The 19,609-nt window shown below is 72.9% G+C and carries 22 protein-coding genes; 9 read left to right on the top strand and 13 right to left on the bottom strand.

Features of this window, described 5'->3' with window-relative positions; translation table 11 throughout:
- Positions 1–57 precede the first annotated feature (57 nt).
- On the top strand, positions 58–1,464 hold the full coding sequence (locus ACGFWJ_RS14685; protein ID WP_392949119.1) for an alpha/beta hydrolase family protein: 1,407 nt from the start codon (positions 58–60) through the stop codon (positions 1,462–1,464).
- 12 nt (positions 1,465–1,476) lie between these two features.
- Here ACGFWJ_RS14685 and ACGFWJ_RS14680 read toward each other — a convergent pair whose 3' ends face one another.
- Genes ACGFWJ_RS14680 through ACGFWJ_RS14660 form a run of 5 tightly spaced genes read right to left on the bottom strand, consistent with a single transcriptional unit; the run spans position 1,477 to position 5,015 of the window.
- Positions 1,477–2,388 (bottom strand): hypothetical protein, encoded by a 912-nt coding sequence (locus tag ACGFWJ_RS14680; protein WP_392949115.1) that lies wholly within the window; start codon positions 2,386–2,388, stop codon positions 1,477–1,479.
- The gene (locus ACGFWJ_RS14675; RefSeq protein WP_387639367.1) at positions 2,385–2,897 is read right to left on the bottom strand and encodes a SigE family RNA polymerase sigma factor; all 513 of its coding nucleotides are present in this window, start codon (positions 2,895–2,897) and stop codon (positions 2,385–2,387) included. Before ACGFWJ_RS14675 ends, ACGFWJ_RS14680 begins: the two co-directional genes overlap by 4 nt.
- 59 nt (positions 2,898–2,956) lie before the next feature.
- On the bottom strand, positions 2,957–3,946 hold the full coding sequence (locus ACGFWJ_RS14670; protein ID WP_392949112.1) for a hypothetical protein: 990 nt from the start codon (positions 3,944–3,946) through the stop codon (positions 2,957–2,959).
- Positions 3,943–4,833: an ABC transporter ATP-binding protein gene (locus ACGFWJ_RS14665; protein ID WP_392949109.1), complete on the bottom strand. Its 891-nt coding sequence runs from the start codon at positions 4,831–4,833 to the stop codon at positions 3,943–3,945. Before ACGFWJ_RS14665 ends, ACGFWJ_RS14670 begins: the two co-directional genes overlap by 4 nt.
- The gene (locus ACGFWJ_RS14660) at positions 4,827–5,015 is read right to left on the bottom strand and encodes a hypothetical protein (RefSeq protein WP_392949107.1); all 189 of its coding nucleotides are present in this window, start codon (positions 5,013–5,015) and stop codon (positions 4,827–4,829) included. The genes ACGFWJ_RS14665 and ACGFWJ_RS14660 overlap by 7 nt, the downstream gene beginning before the upstream one ends.
- A 120-nt stretch (positions 5,016–5,135) precedes the next feature.
- On the opposite strand from ACGFWJ_RS14660, the gene ACGFWJ_RS14655 reads away from it, so the two are divergent.
- From ACGFWJ_RS14655 to ACGFWJ_RS14640, 4 genes are all read left to right on the top strand, one after another.
- Positions 5,136–6,260 (top strand): sensor histidine kinase, encoded by a 1,125-nt coding sequence (locus ACGFWJ_RS14655; protein WP_392949105.1) that lies wholly within the window; start codon positions 5,136–5,138, stop codon positions 6,258–6,260.
- A gap of 210 nt (positions 6,261–6,470) precedes the next feature.
- Entirely contained in the window at positions 6,471–7,127 is a 657-nt protein-coding gene (locus ACGFWJ_RS14650; RefSeq protein ID WP_392949102.1) for a response regulator, read from the top strand.
- 131 nt (positions 7,128–7,258) lie between these two features.
- Positions 7,259–8,461: a serine hydrolase domain-containing protein gene (locus tag ACGFWJ_RS14645; RefSeq protein ID WP_392949099.1), complete on the top strand. Its 1,203-nt coding sequence runs from the start codon at positions 7,259–7,261 to the stop codon at positions 8,459–8,461.
- A gap of 154 nt (positions 8,462–8,615) precedes the next feature.
- Positions 8,616–9,818 (top strand): serine hydrolase domain-containing protein, encoded by a 1,203-nt coding sequence (locus tag ACGFWJ_RS14640; RefSeq protein ID WP_392949096.1) that lies wholly within the window; start codon positions 8,616–8,618, stop codon positions 9,816–9,818.
- Positions 9,819–9,874: 56 nt separating this feature from the next.
- On the opposite strand, the gene gap is transcribed toward ACGFWJ_RS14640, so the two are convergent.
- The 4 genes from gap to ACGFWJ_RS14620 form a co-directional block, all read right to left on the bottom strand.
- Positions 9,875–10,873, bottom strand: a complete 999-nt coding sequence (gene gap, locus ACGFWJ_RS14635; RefSeq protein WP_392949094.1) for a type I glyceraldehyde-3-phosphate dehydrogenase — start codon at positions 10,871–10,873, stop codon at positions 9,875–9,877.
- 420 nt (positions 10,874–11,293) lie between these two features.
- Entirely contained in the window at positions 11,294–12,250 is a 957-nt protein-coding gene (locus ACGFWJ_RS14630) for a GlxA family transcriptional regulator (protein WP_392949092.1), read from the bottom strand.
- An 84-nt stretch (positions 12,251–12,334) separates the two neighbouring features.
- Complete coding sequence (locus tag ACGFWJ_RS14625; protein ID WP_387639390.1) at positions 12,335–13,006, bottom strand: NAD(P)-dependent oxidoreductase; 672 nt, start codon at positions 13,004–13,006, stop codon at positions 12,335–12,337.
- Positions 13,007–13,220: 214 nt separating this feature from the next.
- Complete coding sequence (locus ACGFWJ_RS14620; RefSeq protein ID WP_392949088.1) at positions 13,221–13,793, bottom strand: DinB family protein; 573 nt, start codon at positions 13,791–13,793, stop codon at positions 13,221–13,223.
- A 138-nt stretch (positions 13,794–13,931) separates the two neighbouring features.
- Between ACGFWJ_RS14620 and ACGFWJ_RS14615 the strand changes: the two genes are divergently transcribed.
- Positions 13,932–14,924: a helix-turn-helix transcriptional regulator gene (locus tag ACGFWJ_RS14615; protein WP_392949086.1), complete on the top strand. Its 993-nt coding sequence runs from the start codon at positions 13,932–13,934 to the stop codon at positions 14,922–14,924.
- Positions 14,921–15,301, top strand: a complete 381-nt coding sequence (locus ACGFWJ_RS14610) for a MerR family transcriptional regulator (protein WP_392949083.1) — start codon at positions 14,921–14,923, stop codon at positions 15,299–15,301. Before ACGFWJ_RS14615 ends, ACGFWJ_RS14610 begins: the two co-directional genes overlap by 4 nt.
- Before the next feature lie 6 nt (positions 15,302–15,307).
- On the opposite strand, the gene ACGFWJ_RS14605 is transcribed toward ACGFWJ_RS14610, so the two are convergent.
- Both ACGFWJ_RS14605 and ACGFWJ_RS14600 read right to left on the bottom strand, forming a co-directional pair.
- Positions 15,308–15,829, bottom strand: a complete 522-nt coding sequence (locus ACGFWJ_RS14605; RefSeq protein WP_392949080.1) for a DinB family protein — start codon at positions 15,827–15,829, stop codon at positions 15,308–15,310.
- Positions 15,830–15,833: 4 nt separating this feature from the next.
- A complete protein-coding gene (locus ACGFWJ_RS14600; RefSeq protein ID WP_392949077.1) occupies positions 15,834–16,634 on the bottom strand; it encodes a VOC family protein in 801 nt (266 codons plus the stop codon).
- A gap of 167 nt (positions 16,635–16,801) precedes the next feature.
- Here ACGFWJ_RS14600 and ACGFWJ_RS14595 point away from each other — a divergent pair, with 167 nt between their 5' ends.
- Together ACGFWJ_RS14595 and ACGFWJ_RS14590 are read left to right on the top strand one after the other, a co-directional pair.
- Positions 16,802–17,098, top strand: a complete 297-nt coding sequence (locus tag ACGFWJ_RS14595) for a hypothetical protein (protein ID WP_392949074.1) — start codon at positions 16,802–16,804, stop codon at positions 17,096–17,098.
- A gap of 301 nt (positions 17,099–17,399) precedes the next feature.
- The gene (locus ACGFWJ_RS14590; RefSeq protein WP_392949071.1) at positions 17,400–18,407 is read left to right on the top strand and encodes a hypothetical protein; all 1,008 of its coding nucleotides are present in this window, start codon (positions 17,400–17,402) and stop codon (positions 18,405–18,407) included.
- On the opposite strand, the gene ACGFWJ_RS14585 is transcribed toward ACGFWJ_RS14590, so the two are convergent.
- Together ACGFWJ_RS14585 and ACGFWJ_RS14580 are read right to left on the bottom strand one after the other, a co-directional pair.
- Positions 18,395–18,994 (bottom strand): hypothetical protein, encoded by a 600-nt coding sequence (locus tag ACGFWJ_RS14585; protein WP_392949069.1) that lies wholly within the window; start codon positions 18,992–18,994, stop codon positions 18,395–18,397. The two genes, ACGFWJ_RS14590 and ACGFWJ_RS14585, sit on opposite strands and share 13 nt — an antisense overlap.
- Before the next feature lie 26 nt (positions 18,995–19,020).
- On the bottom strand, positions 19,021–19,530 hold the full coding sequence (locus tag ACGFWJ_RS14580) for a SixA phosphatase family protein (RefSeq protein ID WP_387639413.1): 510 nt from the start codon (positions 19,528–19,530) through the stop codon (positions 19,021–19,023).
- Positions 19,531–19,609: the final 79 nt, after the last annotated feature.

Below are 19,609 nucleotides of genomic sequence, written 5' to 3'. Positions count from 1 at the left end.
GCGGCGCCGTGCGGTCGGAAAAGGTGGAGCGACCATCGACCACGGGGAGAACGCGCCATGAGCAGCAGACACCGAACGGCACACCGCACCGCACTGCTGGGACTGATCACCCTCCTGCTCGGCCTGCTGATCACCACCCCCGCCACCGCGGCGGACACCCAACTCGACCACACCGCAGTCGAGTTCACCAGCGCCGACGGCACCCGGCTGCACGGCGAACTGATCGCCCCGCACGGCGCGAGCGGCGCCCCCGGACTGGCGATGGTCGCCGGGGCCGGGCCGGTCACCATGGACGAACTGCGGCCCTCCGCCGAGGCCTACGCGGCACACGGCGTCCCCGCGCTGATCTGGGACAAGCGAACGGCCGGCTACTCCACCCTCCAACGGGACTACGGCCGGCTCGCGGACGACGCGCTCGCCGCCGTCCAACTCCTGCGCTCCCGGCCCGAGATCGATCCGAACCGGGTCGGCCTGTGGGGCCTGTCCGAGGGCGCATGGGTGATCACGCTGGCCGCGGGCCGCACCACCGACGTGTCCTTCGTGGTGACCGCGGGCGCGTCCGGCCTCAGCCCGTCCCGCCAGGAGGCCTGGGCGTACGGCGAGTACCTGCGGCACGCCGGGATCACCGGCTCGCTGCTGCCCACCATGCAGCGCACGCTGATCCGCGAGCTGGCCGCCGCCGAGCTCTTCCCGGAGGCGGACTACGACCCGGTACCGGCCTGGGAGCGGCTCCAGGTACCGGTACTGGCCGAATGGGGGACGCTGGACCGCGAGGCCGTGCCCGCCGAGAGCGAGCGGATCGTCCGGGAGGCCTTGGACCGCGGCGGCAACCGCCACTACACGATCCGCACCATCCCGGACGTCCGCCACAATCTCCGGCGCACCTTCGACGACGGCTTCGACCGGCCGAGCCAACTGCCCGGCGACTACGCCGAGTTCGAGTCCCGGTGGATCACCGGACTGGCCACCGGCCTGCCGCCGGTCACCGTCGACGCCGCCCCCGCGCAGCAGTACGCCAGCCGGCCGCTCGCCCCGCTCCACTGGTACGAGTCGCCCTGGCTGCAGGCCGCACTGACCGCCGTCTGCCTGCTCGGCTTCGCCGGGCACCTGGCCACCGGCACCGTCCGCCGTCTTCGCCGCCGCCCCGCACCGGCCGGCCTCCCCCGCGCGGCCCGCTGGGCCGCCCTGACCGGCACACTCGCGGTCGCCGGCACGCCGGTCTACCTGCTGTACATGGCGCTCGTGGCAGCCGCCCTGCCCGGACCGGTCCTGTTCGGCCGGCCCGTCCCCTGGCTGGTGCTGCAACTGGCCGCCACGGCAACGGTGGTGGCGGCCGGAGTCACCGTGGCCGCAGCCGGCCGGAACCGCCCGGCGAGCGGCAGCCGGGTCCGGATCGGACTACTGGCGCTCTCGGGCGCGGCGTTCGTCCCGTGGGCGCTGTACTGGGGGCTGCTGCGCCCCTGACCCGCGTCGGGATCAGCCGAACTGGGCCTTCAGCTGGTCGATCACGTACAACCAGACCGGGTCCAGGACGAGGGTCGTGAGCTGATCGCCGTTGAAAGCCGGCTGCACGATCGGCCCCCCCATCATCGGGGAGTTGTTCGCGCTGGCGGTGACGATGTTGCCGTCGGTGCGGTACAGGGCTGCCGACCACCGGTAGAAATCGCCCGCCGCCGGGGGGAGCTTGACCATCAGCACGCTGCCGTCGGGGCGCTGCGTGACGGTGCAGTTGGACATCCCGTCGCAGGTCGGATTCGGCTGGTACGTCGTCCCGGGCGCCATTCCCGGCATGTGGCTGATCTCGAGGCGGATGTCGGTGCCCTCCACCGGGCTCTTCGCGTCGTTGACGAGAAGCATCGTCGTCGCGACCCGGTACCGCACGCCCGATCCGGGCGCCGGGTCCGGATCGTCGTAGCTGTTGGCGATCCGGTAACCGGCCGGGATCCGCGCCGTGAGCAGCTCCTTCACCCTCGGGTCGAGGACCGGGCTGTTGCTGGTCTTGGTGGACGGCGTACCGGAGGGCTTGCTCACCTCCGACGGCGTGCCGGACGGCTTGGCCGACCCCGAAGGCTTGGTCGACGGCTCCCCCGAGGGCTTGGACGACCCCGAAGGTGTGCTGGACGGCTTGGACGACGCCTCCGGCCCGGACGCGGCAGCGGCGGCCGGCCCGATGCCCGTGGTGGTGGCCCCCGGGCCGCCGATGAAAAGCGTCCCCATCGCGAGCGCGCCGACGGCGACGGCCGTGCCGGTCACGGTGGCGGCACGCAGCCGCTTGCTGCGGCGGCCACGGCGCAGCAGGTCCGCCGTGGGTGCGGAGCCGGGCGGGAGCTGGCGGTCCGCCAGCACCTCCAGCGCGTGCGACAGGTCCTCATGGTCGTTGGTGCTCATGGGCTGACAGCCTCCTCGTTCTTCGACCGGTTCTTCGGAAGTGCCGTGCGCAGCCGGGCCAGGGCCCGGGAGTGCTGGCTCTTGACGGTGCCGACGGAGCAGCCGAGAACGCTGGCGGTGTCCTTCTCCGACAGGTCCTCCAGGTGCCGAAGCACCACCACCGCACGCTGCCGGGCGGGCAACGAGCGCAGGGCACGGTGCAGTTCGTCCGTCTCGCCGTACTCGTCGCCGGCCCTACCGGGCAGGTCCGGCAGCTCGGCGGTGAGGGTCTCCCGGCGTCGCCGACGCCACCAGCTGACGTGGCCGTTGACGAGCATCCGCCGCAGGTAGGCGTGCGGGTCGTCGGTGGCCATCCGGTGCCAGCGGACGTAGAGCTTCACCAGGCAGTCCTGGAGCAACTCCTCGCCGCGGAGCCGGTCCCCGGTGATCAGGGTGGCCGTCCGTAGATGTCGCGGCCAGGCGGCCGCGACGAAAGCGGTGTAGAGGTCGTCCTCGGTTCCTCGCGTCACACCGACCACACGCCCGAGCCCGTCCGAAAGGTTGTCAGCTCTTCCGATCGATTCTCCGGTCAGTCGGCGCGGGTGCGCAGCCGACGGACGGCGAGGACGGCGGCAAAGGCGGTGAGCAGGGCGAACAGGGCGCTCTCGACGACCTGGAAGGTCCAGTAGCGGCCGGCAGGCTGCTGGGTGATCTGCACGTGGATCCGGTGGTCGGCGAGGCAGCGGGGCAGGTCGGCGAGCGAACTGTGGTCCATGCAGTCCTGGAACCAGTCACTGTGCCCGACGGGTGCGCCGCTCTCGTCGAGGATCGCGCTGGTGTCGATCACCCACGGGCCGCCGGGGACGCGCAGGCCACCGATGTCCCCGTAGGTGCCGATCTTGCCGAGGTTGGCGACGATCGGCGCGGTCAGCTGCACACTGGTCCGCTCGGGCGCCTGGTAGTGCGGCCGGACCAGGGCCGGAACGGCCAGCTGGACGGCGGTGAACACGGCGAGCGTCGCGGCCATCGCCGGCACGGTCCGACGCAGGTGCAGCCCGAAGGTGGCCCCGAGCACGGACGCGAAAGCAGCGTACGCGGCGGGCACCAGCCCGTGCGAAGCAAAAGCCACCGGCTCGAAGCGCGCGCCCTCGACGGCGACGACGGGGCCGGTGGCCCAGCCCAGCAGCAGCGAGACGAGCGCGACGGCGAGCGTGCAACTGCCGCCCACCACCGCCAACTTGACTGCCAGCCAGCGGCGGCGGGTGATGCTCTGGTTCCACACCAGCCGGTGCGTGCCGGCCTCGAACTCGCGGGCGGCCAGCGGCGCACCGCAGAACACGCCGAGGACGACGGGCAGCACCAGCAGCAGATAGCCGAGCAGGTCGGTGCGCAGCCGGTAGCGGTCGGCGAAAGCCCCGAGCGGGCCGGCACAGTCCCGGCCACCGCAGTGCGCGAGGACGTCCTGGTGGGCGTGCTGGATGTCGAGGCCGAGCACCAGCAGGTAGCCGCCCAGCAGGAGCAGCGCGGCCAGGCCGATCAGGGCCTGGGTGCGGAACTGGCGCCAAGTCAGCCAGATCATCGACGGGCCTCCGGGCGGGCGGCGGCCGGCTGCCCGGGGCGGGCGGCGCGGGCCAGGTGGGCGAGGACGAGTTCTTCCAGGTCGGGCGCAGTGACGGTGAACGGCCCGTCGGGCAGCGGCCGTTCGAAACGAACCAGCGCGGTCTCCGGGTCGGTGCGGGTGAGCACCGTGACGTCCGCCGGGAGCGCGTCGAGGTCGGCGGGCCGGCCGGTCACCCGGGCGTGCTGGGCGATCAACGGCCCTATGTCGCCGTGCAGTTGGACCCGACCGCGGGCCAGCACCACCAGGTGGTCGCAGACCCGGGCGACGTCGGGCAGGGCGTGCGAGGAGAGCAGGGCGGTGGCGCCGAGTTCGGTGACGGACTCCATCAGGTGGTCCAGGAAGGCGTGCCGGGCCAGCGGGTCCAGGGCGGCGGCGGGCTCGTCCAGGATCAGCAGGTCGGGGCGCTTCGCGGCGGCCACGGTCAGCGCGAGCTGGGCGCGCTGACCGCCGGACAGCCGTCCGGCCTTCTGCCGGGGGTCCAACTCGGAGCGGGCAAGCCTGCGTTCGGCGAGCGCGGCGTCCCAGCGCGGGTTGAGGCGGGCGCCGAGCCGCAGGTGCTCGGCGACGGTGAGGTCCGGGTAGACCGGAGTGTCCTGGGCGACGTACCCGACCCGGGCCAGGTGGTCGGGGCGGGTGCCGGGCTCGGCGCCGTGCACCAGGATCCGCCCCGAGCTCGGGCCGATCAGCCCGCAGGCCAGCTGCATCAGCGTGGACTTGCCGGCGCCGTTGGGCCCGACCAGGCCGACCACCCGACCCGCCGGAATGCTCAACTCGACGTCGGCGAGCGCGAGTCGGCGCCCGTACCGCTTGCCGAGCCCGACGGTCTCCAGCACCGGCGTCACCACTGCCCGTCCTCCGCGTCCTGCTCGGCGCTCCGCGCCCGCCAGGCCCGCACCAGGCGGTACCCGCCCCAGCCGAGCGCGATCAGCACGCCCAGTTGGAGCGCCCACCAGGCGTAGAGCAGCGGGCTGCGTTCGGTCTTCTCGGCCACCGCGAGCAGCGCGGCACCGGCCAGTGATGTGGTCATGGCCCCACGCTGCCGTTCGACGGCAGCCGCCCACAGCGGCCGAAGGTACGGTCCGGACGGGAACGGGGTCGTACTTTCGGCCGGTTCGCGGCAGTGCCGGATTCCCCTACCGTGGCGGCCGTGAGACGAACGGCGATGGTGGGGAACGCGGTGCTGGGCGCGGGATTCGCGCTGGTACTGCTGGTGATGGCCGCGCAGTACGCGGCGCAGGGCCGGGTGTGGGCGCTGGACGCGGCGACCGGCGCCGTGGTGTGCGCGCTGGCGCTGGGCCGGGAACGGCACCGGGGCGCGGCGGCGGCCCTCGGCCTGGCCGTGGCCGGTGCGGCGGCGCTGATCGCGCGGGAGGCGGGACTGCCCGGGGAGCCCGGCGCGGCAGCCGTGTTGGGCCTGCTGGTGCTCGGCGGATCGGCGGTGCGGACGCTGCCGTGGCGTCCGGCAGCGGCCCTCGGCGCGGCAGGACTGGCCCTGATGACGGCGGGCCTGCTGGCGGCCCCCGCCCCGGCCACCTCGTTCCGGATCGGCATCGAGGTGTGGGCGCTGGCCCTCGCCGCCGGCCTCGGCCTACGGCTCCTCGACCACCGCCGCAGGGCCGCCGCCGAGTCCGTCCGCCGGGACGAACGACTGGCGCTGGCCCGCGAGTTGCACGACCTGGTGGCCCACCACATCACCGGCGTCGTGGTCCAGACCCAGGCCGCCCGGATCGTCGCCCGCAAACGCCCCGAGCAACTGGACGAGACCCTCGCCGGCATCGAGACGGCGGGCGCCGACGCCCTGTCCGCGATGCGCCGCGTGGTCGGCCTGCTGCGGGCCGCCGACGACACCCCGGGAACCGCGCCCACCACCCCCGGCACCGCCGAACTCGCCGCCCTGGTACGGCGGTTCGACGACCACGGACCCGCCGTCCAACTGCACCTCCCGGACCAGAACGCCACGCCCTGGCCACCGGAGGTCGCCACCACCGTGCACCGCATCGTCCAGGAGTCGCTCACCAACGTCGCCCGGCACGCCGCCCACGCCCGCACCGCCCAGGTCACCGTCGCTCACCCGCCCGGCGCCCTCACCGTCACCGTCACCGACGACGCCCCACCCGCCCACACCCGCCACCTCCGCCCGGTCGGCTTCGGCCTCCTCGGCATGCGCGAACGCGTCGAAGCCCTCGGCGGCACCTTCACCGCCGGCCCCGCCCCCACCGGCGGCTGGACCGTCCACGCCGAACTCCCCGTCCCCACCGGCGCCACCCGATGACCACCCGCGACCTGCCCGCCGTCGCCCGAGACCGGCAGCCCACCCAACTCGGTTCCCTCCAAAGCAACTTCACCGCCACCCCCGGCCAGAACGGCGCCGCCCGATGACCATCCGCGTCCTGCTCGCCGACGCCCGAGACCGGAAGCCCACCCAACTCGGCTCCCTCCAACGCAACTTCACCGCCACCCCCGGCCAGAACGGCGCCGCCCGATGACCATCCGCGTCCTGCTCGCCGACGACCAGGCAATGATCCGCGGCGGCCTGCGCCTGATCCTGGAGGACCAGGACGACATCACCGTGGTCGGCGAGGCCGCCGACGGCCCCGAGGCGGTCGAACTCGCCCGCCGGCTGCGCCCCGACGTCTGCCTGGTCGACATCCGGATGCCCGGCCTGGACGGCATCGACGTCACCCGCGCGCTGGCCGGCCACGGCGTCCAGGACCCGCTGCGGGTGGTCGTCGTGACCACCTTCGACCTCGACGAGTACGTCCACGGCGCGCTGCACGCCGGCGCGGTCGGGTTCGTGCTCAAGGGCGCCGCACCGGCCCTGCTGATCGAGGCGGTTCGCGCCGCGCACGCCGGCGACGCCCTGATCTCGCCCTCCCTCACCCTCCGTCTGCTGCGCGGCCTCACCACCCCCACCGCCCCGGCCGCCGCCCCGCCCGGCCGGCCGCTCTCCGCCCGCGAGACCGAGGTGGTCCGCGCCATCGCCCGGGGCCGCACCAACCAGGAGATCGCCGCCGACCTGTTCATCACCCTCAGCACCGTCAAGAGCCACCTGACGGCCGTCCAGCAGAAGCTCGGTGCCCGCAACCGGGTCGAGATCGCCGCCTGGGCCTGGCAGCACAAGCTGATGGACCACCCCTGACGCCCTGACGCCTCCCTGGGCCCACACTCCGGGTCCGATCGGGGTCCGCCCCGGATGACCCGACGGCAGCCGAGCGAAAGACTTCTCCACGTCAACAGGCAGAACAGGAACGGACGTTGGGGGACACAGGGATGCACGCGAACACCACGGGACGCAAGCTGGCAGGAACGGCCGCGATCGGCGCGATGGTCGTCGCCCTCACCGCCGGAACCGCCTCCGCCGCGCCCACCACCACCGCCACGCCCCCGAACGCGGCCGCGCTCCGCGCCTCCATCGCGGGCTATCCGAACGACCAACTCACCAGCGCCGTCGCCCTGGTGGGTGGCGACACCGGCCGCTGGTCCGGCACCTCCGGCACCGGCGACCCGGGCACCGGCCGCCCGGTGAAGGCGGACGGCCGGTTCCGGATCGGCAGCATCTCCAAGGTGTTCACCGCGACCGTCCTGCTCCAGCTGGCCGCCGAGCACCGCGTCGACCTGGACGGCACCGTCCAGCAGTACCTGCCCGACGCCTTGCCGAAGGGCTACCCGGCCGTCACCGTACGGCAGTTGCTCAACCACACCTCCGGTCTGCCGACCGGCGGCGACCTGGGCGAGGACGACGGCAGCGAGGCCTGGTTCGCCGCCCACCCGGGCGCACGTTGGAGCCCCGAGCAGGTGGTCGCCGAGGCGATGACGCACCCGAAGGAGTTCATGCCCGGAGCCGCCCAGGAGTACAACGGCACCAACTACTTCGTGGCGGGCCTGGTGATCGAGAAGGTCACCGGCCGCAGCTTCGCGCAGGAGGTCAACGACCGGATCCTGCGCCCGCTCGGCCTCCACCACACCTCGGCACCCGCCGCCGACGACACCTCGCTGCCCGACCCGACGGCCCACGCCGTGCTCGCCGTCCCCCGCCCCGACGGCGGCACCACCCTCGCGGACGTCACCCGGCAGAGCCCGTGGCCGTGGGCCGAGGGCGGCATGATCTCCACCGCGCCCGACCTGGAGCGTTTCATGTCCGCGCTGCTGCACGGCGAGCTGCTGCCGCCCGCCCAGCAGGCCGAACTGTTCGCCGTCCCGGACGTCCCGAACTTCCGCAACCACAACTGCGACATCGGCCCCACCGCCGGAAGGGCCTGCTTCAGCACCGCCCTGATGCGCTTCTCCCCCGCCCCGGGCGTCGAGTTCTGGGGCAAGACCGGGACCAGGCCGGGTTACTCCAGCGGCGTCTTCGCCACCCGTGACGGCTCCCGCGACCTGGTCTACTCCTTCACTCCCACCAGCCGCTTCGGCGCCCCGTTCGCCGCCCAGTACCGGGTCTTCTCCGCCGCGTTCGACCTGCCGGCGAACTGACCCCCTGCGACACCGGGCTGCCGCCCCTGACCCGCACCGGGGCCAGACCTCGGGGGCGGCTCAGGGTCCGTCCCGGATGACCGGGCCGCGACCCCCACGAAACACTGATCAACGTCAACAGGCACAGCAGAAACAAAAGTTGGGGGACACGGGGATGCGCGCGAAGACCATGGGACGCAAGCTTGCGGGAACGGCCGCGATCGGCGCGATGGTCGTCGCCCTCACCGCCGGAACAGCCTCCGCCGCACCCACCACCGCCCCCACGCCCCCGAACGCGGCCGCGCTCCGCGCCTCCATCGCGGGCCTGCCGAACGACCAACTCACCAGCGCCGTCGTGCTGGTGAACGGCGACGGCGGCCGCTGGTCCGGCACCTCCGGCACCGGCGACCCGGCCACCGGCCGCCCGGTGAAGGCCGACGGCGAGTTCCGGATCGGCAGCATCACCAAGGTGTTCACCGCCACCGTGCTCCTCCAGCTCGCCGCCGAGCACCGCGTCGACCTGGACGGCACCGTCCAGCAGTACCTGCCCGATGCCCTGCCGGATGGCTACCCGGCCGTCACCGTACGGCAGTTGCTCAACCACACCAGCGGTCTGCCGAACGGCCTGGGGCAGTTCCCCGACGACGGCACCCCCGAGTGGTTCGTCGCCCACGCGAGCGACAGCTTCACCCCGCAGGAAGTGGTCAGGCGGATCATGGCCAACCCGAAGCAGTTCGAGCCGGGCACCGCGCAGCAGTACAACGGCGTCAACTACTACCTGGCCGGCATGGTGATCGAGCAGGTCACCGGCCACAACTACGGCCAGGAGGTCAACGCCCGGATCCTGCGCCCGCTCGGCCTGCACCACACCCGGGTGCCCGACGTCGCCGACACTTCGCTGTCCAACCCGAGCGCGCACGCCGTCCTCGCCGTCACCCGCCCGGACGGCAGCACCGGCCTGGCGGACGTCACCCGGCAGAGCCCGTGGCCGTGGGCCGAGGGCAGCATGATCTCCACCGCGCCCGACCTGGACCGCTTCATGTCCGCGCTGCTGCACGGCAAGCTGCTGCCGCCCGCCCAGCAGGCCGAACTCTTCGCCGTCCCCCATGTCCCGAACAACCAGAACGACCACTGCGACATCGGTCCCACCTCCGGCTGGGCCTGCTTCAGCACCGGCCTGATGCGCTTCTCCCCCGCCCCCGGCATCGAGTTCTGGGGCAAGACCGGCAGCCGCCCCGGGTACACCAGCGCCGTCTTCGGCACCCGCGACGGCTCCCGCGACCTCGTCTACTCCTTCACCCCGACCTCCCGCCGCGGCGCCTCCTCCGAGTCGCAACTCCGCGTCGCCGCCGCCGCGTTCGACCTGCCGACCGGCTGACCCCGGCACGCGAAAGGGCCCGCACCGTCCAAGCGGTGCGGGCCCTTGCCGTGGCGTCAGCTCGCGGCGAGCAGCTCCAGGCTGTCGATGACCCGGTGCGAGAAGCCCCACTCGTTGTCGTACCAGGCGACCACCTTGACGTGGCGGCCGTCGACCCGGGTGAGCTCGGAGTCGAAGATCGAGGACGCCGGGTTGCCGACGATGTCGGACGAGACCAGCGGGTCCTCCGAGTACTCCAGCACGCCAGCGAGCTTGCCGCCGGCGGCCTCCCGGTAGGCGGCGAGCACCTCCTCGCGGGTGACGTCGCGGGAGACGGTGGTGTTCAGCTCGACGATCGAGCCGACCGGGATCGGCACCCGGATCGAGTCGCCGGACAGCTTGCCGTCCAGCTGCGGCAGCACCAGACCGATCGCCTTCGCGGCACCGGTGGTGGTCGGCACGATGTTGACGCCGGCGGCGCGGGCCCGGCGCGGGTCGCGGTGCGGACCGTCCTGGAGGTTCTGCTCCTGCGTGTAGGCGTGCACGGTGGTCATGAACCCGTGCTCGATGCCGGCCAGTTCGTCGAGGACGGCGGCCAGCGGCGCCAGCGCGTTGGTGGTGCAGGACGCGTTGGAGACGATGGTGTGCACGGCCGGGTCGTACGCCTCGGTGTTGACGCCGTAGGCGAGCGTGACGTCGGCACCGTCGGACGGCGCGGACACCAGGACCTTCTTCGCGCCGGCGGTCAGGTGCGCCCGGGCCGCCTCCGCGGAGGTGAACCGGCCGGTGGCCTCCAGCACGATGTCCACACCGAGCTCGGCCCACGGCAGGTCGGCCGGGTTGCGCTCGGCGAGCACCTTGATCCGGCGGCCGTCCACCACCAGGACATCACCCTCGACGGTCACCGGGCGCCCGAGCCGGCCCGAGGAGCTGTCGTACGCCAGCAGCCGGCCCAGCGCGGCCGGCTCGGTCAGGTCGTTGACGGCAACGACCTCCAGCTTGCTGTCACGCTCCAGCAGGGCGCGCAGCACGTTGCGTCCGATGCGGCCGAATCCGTTGATGGCGATGCGGGTCATGGCAGGTGCCCTTCTGTCCTTCTGAGCGGGGTGGACTCCTCCACTTTCGCTCGCGGACCGGGCCGGTGGCAGTGGCGTCCGTGCCACGGTTCGAAAGGATCGTGCCAACCACCGCACCCAACGGGAAAACGCTTTCCCTCCGCGCCCGGCAAGCGCTTTCCCCCGCCTCCCCCGCCGCCGCCAAGCGCTTCCCTCCGCCTCCTCCGCGACCGCCAAGCGCTTTCCCCGCCTCCCCCGCGACCGGCAAGCGCTTCCCCCGCCTCCCCCGCGACCGGCAAGCGCTTCCCCTCCGCCCCCTCCGCCCCCTCCGCGACCGGCAAGCGCTTTCCCCCTCCTCCCCCGCCGCCGGAAAGCCCCTTCCCCTCCGCCCCGTCTCCCCCGCCGCCGCCAAGCACTTCCCTCCGGGAACGGAAAGCGCTTTCACTCCCCCTTGGTGAACGTCCGCCGGTACTCGCTCGGCGTGGTCCCGAGGATCTGCTGGAAGTGCGTACGCAGATTCGCGCCGGTACCGAGTCCGGTCTCGGCGGCGATCCGCTCGACGCTCCGCTCGGAACGTTCGAGCAGCTCCCGGGCCAGGTCGACCCGCGCCCGCAGCACCCACTGCATCGGCGTGTACCCGGTGTCCTCGACGAACCGCCGGGAGAACGTGCGCGGCGAGACCGCGGCGTGCCGGGCCAGCGTCCGCACCGTCAGCGGCTCGTCCAGCCGGTGCAGCGCCCACTCCCGGGTGGCGGCGAACCGCTCCCCGATCGGCTCCGGCACGCTGCGCGGCACGTACTGCGCCTGCCCGCCACTGCGGTACGGCGCGGCCACCAGCCGCCGCGCGGTGTGGTTGGACGCGGCCACCCCGAGGTCGCGGCGCAGCATGTGCAGACACAGGTCGATGCCGGACGCCGCGCCCGCCGAGGTGAGCACGCTGCCCTCGTCCACGAACAGCACGTTCTCGTCCACCCGCACCCGCGGATACTTCGCTGCCAGCGCCCGGGTGTAGTGCCAGTGCGTGGTGGCCCGGCGGCCGTCCAGCAACCCGGTGGCGGCCAGCGCGAACGCCCCGGTGGAGATCGCCGCCAGCCGGGCCCCGCGGGCATGCGCCGCGCACAGCGCCTCGACCACGGCGGCCGGCGGGTCGTCCCGGTCGGGGTGCCGGTAGCCGGGGACGAACACCGACTCCGCCCACTCCAGCGCCTCCAGCCCGTGCGCCACGTGGTACGACAGCCCGTCCCCGCCCGCCACCAGCCCGGGCGCCGACCCGCACACCCGCACCTCGTACGGCATGCTCGCGCGGGTCGAGAACACCTGCGCCGGGATCCCGACGTCGAGCGGCTTCGCACCGTCCAGGACCAGCACGGCCACGCGGCGCAGACGAGGAGCAGACATCCCTTCAGCCTAGGCGCCCACCCGACCGGCCCCAGGCGACCGGCCCCACCCGACCGGCCCCACCCGACCGGCCCCGGCGCGCGCTCAGTCCGCGATGCCGAGAATCTGCCCGACCGTCTCCGGATCCCCCAGGCTGCGCAGCATGCAGTGCGCGACATCGGCCCGGGACACGGCGGAGCCGCCGCGCACGTTCCGGCCGTACGCGGTCCGGTAGTCGCGGGTGAGCGCCTTGTCGGTGAGCCGTGGCGGCCGCACCACCGTCCAGTCGAGGCCGCTGGCGAGCACCGCGTCCTCCATCCGGGCCAGGTCCGCGTAGTGCGCGCGCAGCACCCGCTTCACCAGTGGCGTCAGCAGGTACCGCATCACCGGCCCCTCCCCGGGGTCGTGCCGCGGCGGGTGCGGACGGTCCGGGGACGGCACGGTGCCGATCGGCGCCGCGCTGACCACCACCAGCCGCCGCACGCCGGTCTGCCGCATCGCCTCGATGACCGTCCGGGTGCCGTGTTCGGCCACCCCGATCCCGGCTTTGCCCACCGCGCCGAGCCCGGACAGCACCGCGTCCGCGCCCTCCACCGCCGCCCGCAGCTCAGCCGCACCGGCGGTCGCCAGGTCGGCCTTCACCACCCGCGCCCAGGGCTGTTCCCCCAGCTTGGCGGGGTTGCGCACCACCGCCGTGACGTCGTGCCCACTCGCCAGCGCCTGTTCCAGCAGCTGCCGGCCGATGCCCCCGGTGGCGGCCAGTACGGTCAGTCTCATCCTTCGCCCCTTCTCTCCCACACAGCCCAACGGCCTCGATCGCCTTGACGCCCCCGCCCGGCACGTTGTGACACGCCACCCGCCCAACCCGCCCCGCCGAACGCAAAACACCGAACGCAAAACACCGAACGCAAAGCGCCGAACGCAGAACGCCAAGAGGCCCGCACGCCTGACACTCTGTCAGCTGCGCGGGCCCCTCGGCGCGCTCCAGGCCTCAGCCCATGCTCTTCGCCCCGTCGATCGCTTCCCGGATGATGTCGGCGTGCCCGGCGTGGTGGACGGTCTCGGCGACGATGTGCATCACGGTGCGGCGGGCGGACCAGCTCTCCTTCTGGTTGAACCAGGGGGCGGCGGGCAGCGGGTGGGACGCGCCCAGGTCGTCGAGGCCGGCCACCAGCTCGTCGGTGGCGGCGGCCACGGCCTCGTACGCGGCGAGCACGCCGGCCAGGGTCTCGCCGGGGAGCATCCGGTACTCCTGGGCGCGGCGCTCGTAGTCGGCCTCGGTGAAGTTCATGAAGTCGGGCATCGCGGACGTACCGAACTCGATGAACCCGGCCCAGGTCCGCTCCCCCGAGGTGACGTGCTTGATCAGGCCGCCGATGCACAGCTCGCTGACGGTACTGCGGTGCCCGGCCTGCTCGTCGGTCAGGCCGCGGGCGGTCAGCCGCAGGAAGTGCCGAGCCGCGCGAAGCCCCGCCACCAGGTCGGCCTTCTCGCCGGTCAGCCGCTCGTCCGTGATGGTGGCCGCGGGGTACTCGTTGACGGTGGTCTCGACGGTCTCGGTCATCGGCTCGCCTCTCGATAGCAACTGCACTTCTCCGCACCGGCGTTCAACACCGTTTTCGGCGGTGTCTCGCTCTCTCGTGTTCCACACTAGAAGCCATTCCGGTCAGTTTCCGGCCGCAATTCGAGCAGGATGAACCGCATGGCCGACACCAGTGCCCGCACCCTGCGGCTGCTCACCCTGCTCCAGTCCCACCGCTTCTGGCCGGGCGAGGATCTCTCCGCCCGGCTCGGCATCTCCGCCCGCACCCTGCGCCGCGACGTCGACCGGCTGCGCGAGCTCGGCTACCCGGTGGAGGCCCGCCGCGGCGTGGACGGCGGCTACCAGCTGGCCGCGGGCGCCGCGCTGCCGCCGCTGGTGATCGACGACGAGGAGGCGGTTGCCCTGGCCGTCGGCCTGCAGGCGGCGGCCGACGGCGCGGTGGAGGGCCTGGCCGAGGCCTCGGTGCGGGCGCTGGCGAAGGTGGTGCAGGTGATGCCGACCCGGCTGCGCCGCCGGATGGAGGCGCTGCGCACCGTCACGGTCCCGGCCGGCTGGCGCGGCGACGGCGGCAACGACGCCCGGATCGACCCGGACGCCCTCACCGCCGTCGCGCTGGCCTGCCGCGACACCGAGCGGCTGCGCTTCCAGTACGGCACCGCGGACGGCCGCGCCGGCGAACGCCACACCGAGCCGCACCACCTGGTCCGGCTGGGACGGCGCTGGTACCTCGTCGCCTACGACCTCACCCGGCACGACTGGCGGACCTTCCGCCTGGACCGGCTCACCGCCCCCGCACCGACCGGCGCCCACTTCCTCCCCCGCACCCTCCCGGCCACCGACGCCGCCGAGTTCGTCCGGGCCGGCCTGTCCGGCCAGTCCCGCCCGCACCGCGTCGAAGTGCTGCTCGACGCCCCCGCGGAGACGGTCCGGCAGCGGATCGGGACCTGGGCCGAGATCGAGGAGCTGGACGAGGACCGCTGCCGGATCCTGATGAACTCCGAGTCGCTCGACTGGCCCGCGATGGCCATCGGCTCGCTGGACGTCGACTTCCGGGTCGTCTCCCCACCCGAACTCACCGCGCTGCTCGCCACCTGGGGCGAACGCTTCACCCGCTGCACCCGCCCCGACCAGCAGGCAGAATCGGCCCCGTGACGACTCAGCAGCTCCTCACCCCCGCCGAGGCCGCCGAAGTCTCCGGCTTCAGCCTGGACACCCTGCGCTACTACGAACGCATCGGCCTGCTCACCGCCATCACCCGCGCCACCAGCGGCCACCGCCGCTTCACCCCCGACGACCTGGCCTGGCTGGGCATCCTGCGCTGCCTGCGCGACACCGGCATGCCCATCGCCGACATGCGCCGCTACGCCGAACTCGCCCGCACCGAAGGCCCGGCGAGCCTCCTCGACCGCATCGCCCTGCTGGAACAGCACGACACCGCCGTCAACGACCACATCGCCCTGCTGGAACGCCAACGCACCCACCTGCGCGAGAAGATCGACTGGTATCGCAGCCTCCTCCCCGCCGGCTGATACCCGTCAGCCCATCGTGCGCTGCCCGTCCAGGGCCTCGCGGAGGATGTCGGCGTGCCCGGCGTGCTGCGCGGTCTCCGCGACGATGTGCAGCAGGACCCGGCGGACGCTCCACTCCGCACCGGGTTCGAACCAGGGCGCGGACGGCAGTGGGTGTTCGCTGTCGAGGTCGAGGGTGGTGATCAGGCCGTCGGTGTGTTCGGCGACGGCCCGATAGCGTTCGAGCAGGACGTCCAGGGTCTCGCCGGGCAGCATCCGGAACTGGTCGGCCCAGGCTTCGGCGTCCTGCGGCGCGCCCTCGGCACGCATCGCCTCGGCGCCGCCGACAGCGAACCGCATCCAGCGTTCCTCGACCCCGGCGACGTGCTTGATCAGCCCGCCGAGGGTGAGTTCGCTGACGGTGGTGCGCTGCTGGGCCTGCTCGTCCGTCAGGCCGCGGACGGTGTAGCGCAGGAAGCCGCGGTGCTTGTCGAGCGTGCTGAGCAAGTCGGCGCGTTCGCCGGTGAGTTCGGGCCGTGGGGTGACCATCGGTTCAGGACACCTCCACCGTGGCCGGCATCTCGCCCTCGGCGGCGGCCGGGTCGATCAGCGAGAACGCCGCGCCCTGCGGGTCCACGAAGGACGCGAACCGCCCGAACGGGGTGCTCATCGGCCCGAACACCTTCTGCCCGCCGGCCTTGGCGACCCGCTCGACCGCCGCGTCGCAGCCGTCCACCACGAAGTACACGCTGATGAACGACGGTACCTGCGGGGGCACTTCGGGTGTCATGCCCATCGAACCGAGCACCGGCACGTCGCCGAGGCTGAAGACCCGGTAGTCGACCTCCTCGTCGGCGAGCTTCCGGACGCCGTAGGAGAACACCTTCGGGAAGAAGGCGTTGGCGGCGTCCGGGTCCCGGGTGAACACCTCCGCCCAGCCGTAGCTGCCTGGCACGTCGCGCAGTTCGAAGCCGGCGTGCTCACCGGCCTGCCAGATGCCGAACACCACGCCGGCCGGGTCCTTCGCGAGCGCCATCGAGCCGAAGGTGCCGACCTTCATCGGCTCCAGCAGCAGGGAGCCGCCGGCCGCCCGGATCCGCTCTGCGGTGGCCCCGACGTCCGGCGAGGCCAGGTAGAGCACCCAGGCGGACTGTCCGGGGCCTTGCCCGGGCATCGGCGGGACGATCGCGGCGACCGCCTTGCCGTCCCGGTACGCCTGCGTGTAGTTGCCGTACTCGGTGGAGGATTCGCCGAACGTCCAGCCCAGCACGTCACCGTAGAACTTCTTGGCGCCCTCCAGGTCGGTGAACATCGCGTCCGCCCAGACCGGGGTGCCTTCGGGTTGCGCAGCCATGGTGCATCTCGCTCCGCTGTCGGGAATCGGGGATCCGCGGCGCGCCGAAGAGCCGGCCCGCGGACAGAAGCACATGCAGTGCCACGCTAACCAGCTACCCGCCCCGCCACCACACGACGGCCCTTCACCACCCGCGAACCGCAGACGACCGTTGCACGGCAGTGACGATGCCCGCACGAATCGAGGTCATCCGGCTGCGAATCTTTGGTCATCACCCGAACGGCGACCTGGTGTCCGTCCGCTCGATCGGCGGGCACGACCACATCTTCGAGCGGAGCAACGACACCCGCCAGGAGCGCGACCTCACCCCGGACGCCCCCGTCAGCTTCACCGAGCCGGTCGTCTCGCACGACGGCACCACCGTCGCCTCCCGTGGCCCGGACGGCGTCCACACGCTGCCCACCAGGGGCGGGACGCCGCAGAAGGTCACCGACCGGGTGTGCCTGCCGACGTTCCGCGGCTGATGCCCCACCTGTCCCGATTCGCCTATTCGGTTTCCACAAACCAAAATTGACGCACTGATAGCCCGAACGGCCCCGGCTTCCGGACTGTTGTCGCTTACTGACAGGATGTGTACGAGGCACATGCCTGTTGGCGGGGGGGGGGGGGGGGGGGGGGGGGGGGGGGGCCCGGCGGCGGGGGGGGGGGGGGGGGGGGGGTTTTTTTGTTTTTTTTTTGGTGGTGGTCGTGTGGGGGGGGGGGCCCGCGGGCGGCCCCCCCCCCCCCCCCCGCCATACGTAGATCCGTTCCATGGGGGAGTCTTTGATGAGCGAACGCACCCGTCTGCGCCGGTCCGCCGCCGCCCTGCTGGTGGCCGCGGTCACCACCGGGTCGGCCCTGCTGCTGACCGCCTGCGACCCGGAGGGCGGCGACACCGGGGGGACCGCCGCTCCCAGCAGCACTGCCAACAGCCCGTCCTCCGACGCCCCGGGCGGCTCGACGGCCGGTTCGTCCGCGCCCGCCGCCGCGGGCGGCAAGCTGAACAAGACCGCCGGCACCAAGGTGACCGTCAGCACCGGCACCAACACCGTGCTGATGGACGGCAAGGCCGTCGACTTCGGCACCGTGGTCCGCGACCTGGCCTGGTCCCCGGACGGCAAGCACGCCGCGTTCATCGACGGCAGCGGCAACCTGGAGACCTCCGACCCGGACGGCAGCCACAAGACCGTCATCGCCAAGGCCCCGTCCGGCGAGACCTGGTCCCACCCGACCTGGCAGGTGTACGGCCCGGACGAGCCGCACGGCGCCGGCACCTTCCTGCTGTTCACCGCGGACGACAAGAAGGCGCTGAAGCTGCTGTCCGTCGAGGCGAAGGCCAACGCCAAGCCGGCACCGCTGTCGGTCGGCGACTCCGAGGCCGAGAAGCCGCTGCCGGAGACCGGGAACCAGTGGCCGAACTCGGCCGGCAAGTTCGGCATGACGGTGTACGCCAACAAGACCGACGGTCAGGTCTACTTCCACGACGTGGTCTCCCGCACCAACGGCGGTGTGGTCACCAAGGGTTCGCAGCCCGCGCTCGCCGACGACGGCGAGGTGGTGTTCGTCCGCTCGGTGAACGGCCACGCGCACATCTTCGCCAAGGCGCAGGAGCAGGGCTCCAAGGAGATCGACCTGACGCCGGACGCCACGGTGGACTACACCGAGCCGGCGATCTCGCACGACGGCAAGTCCGTCGCGTTCCGCGGCCCGGACGGCATCTACACCATGCCGACCAAGGGCGGAAAGCCGGACAAGATCACCGACACGGTCGGCCTGCCCGCCTACCGCTCCTGAGACATCCGGGCCAACTCGGCCTGGAGATTCGGGAGTTGCTGCTCGGCCAGGTCGTGCGGCAGGCACTCCACCGGGTCGATGAAGCGGAACAGCACCCGGGTCGGAGTGATCGCGAACTCGTAGTCCTCGAAGCCCACCACGGCACCCAGCTCGCCCCGGGCGGCCCCGCGCACCACGTGCGCGCTCAGGTCGTCCGGGGCCATCTCCTGATCGGCGGTCACCTGGCGACGGGCGTTCGGGCGGCCCAGGTACGGGCAGACCATCGACGCGTACAGCATGCACGCCCGGTGGCCGGGGGCCTCCATGGTGGGCGCCATGTTCCGGTACGGCCGGCCCGCCGCCAGCGCCTCGCCGATCGCGGCCGCCTCCTCCCCGCCGACCACCCGCCACACCGGGCCGCGCGGCATCAGCGTGTTGCACACCGAGCACAGCCGCTCGCGGGCACAGGTGGCGGACCGCTCGTAGTCGGTCAGCCCGAACTGCGGGTGACCGCCCTCCCACGGCGTGATCGCGGGCACCGGGTAGCCGCGCTCGTCACGCGGGCGGGCGGCCACGGCGGGCGGCTTGGGCACGGAGTCGAAACGCATGCCCCATGCCTATCACGCCCTACAGCTCACCCACGCGGTACCGCAAAGTCGGTCAACTCAGCACTTCCCGGGACGAGTTGACCCCACTCCCCAGGCACCTCCAGGACGGCGATCCCGGCCGTGGAGAACTTCTCCCGCAGCCGCTCCAGCGGCTCGCTCTCCCGCTCCCCGGCCAGCGCCAGCACCAGCTCCTGCACCTGCGGCCGGTGCCCGACCAGCATCGCGGTGCGCACCATCGGCGGCAACTCCCGCACCAGGCCGATCAGTTCGTCCACCTCACCGCGGTAGGCCCGGGGCTCCAGGACGAGTTCGGGCGTGCCACCGAGGGCCGGCTCCGCCAACTCCCAGGTCTGCCGGGTGCGCACCGCCGTCGAGCACAGCACCCGGTCCGGCACCAGCGCGTGCGCGGCCAGCCAGCGCCCGGCCGCCGCCGCGTCGGCCCGGCCGCGCTCGGCCAGCGGGCGCAGCTCGTCCGGAACGTCCGGCCAGTCCGCCTTGGCGTGCCGCAGCACGATCAACCGCCGCTGTTGGGTCATCCACCCAGTGTGGCCCGCCCCGCCGGTGGTGTGTTGCGGGACGCGCCGCCGAACGGCGGCTGCCAGGATGGGAATCCCG

It is taken from the genome of Kitasatospora sp. NPDC048407 (assembly GCF_043200475.1).
Lineage (GTDB): Bacteria > Actinomycetota > Actinomycetes > Streptomycetales > Streptomycetaceae > Kitasatospora.
The sequence above is the reverse complement of the archived record's forward strand: the minus strand, read 5'-3'. Positions and strand labels throughout refer to the sequence as shown.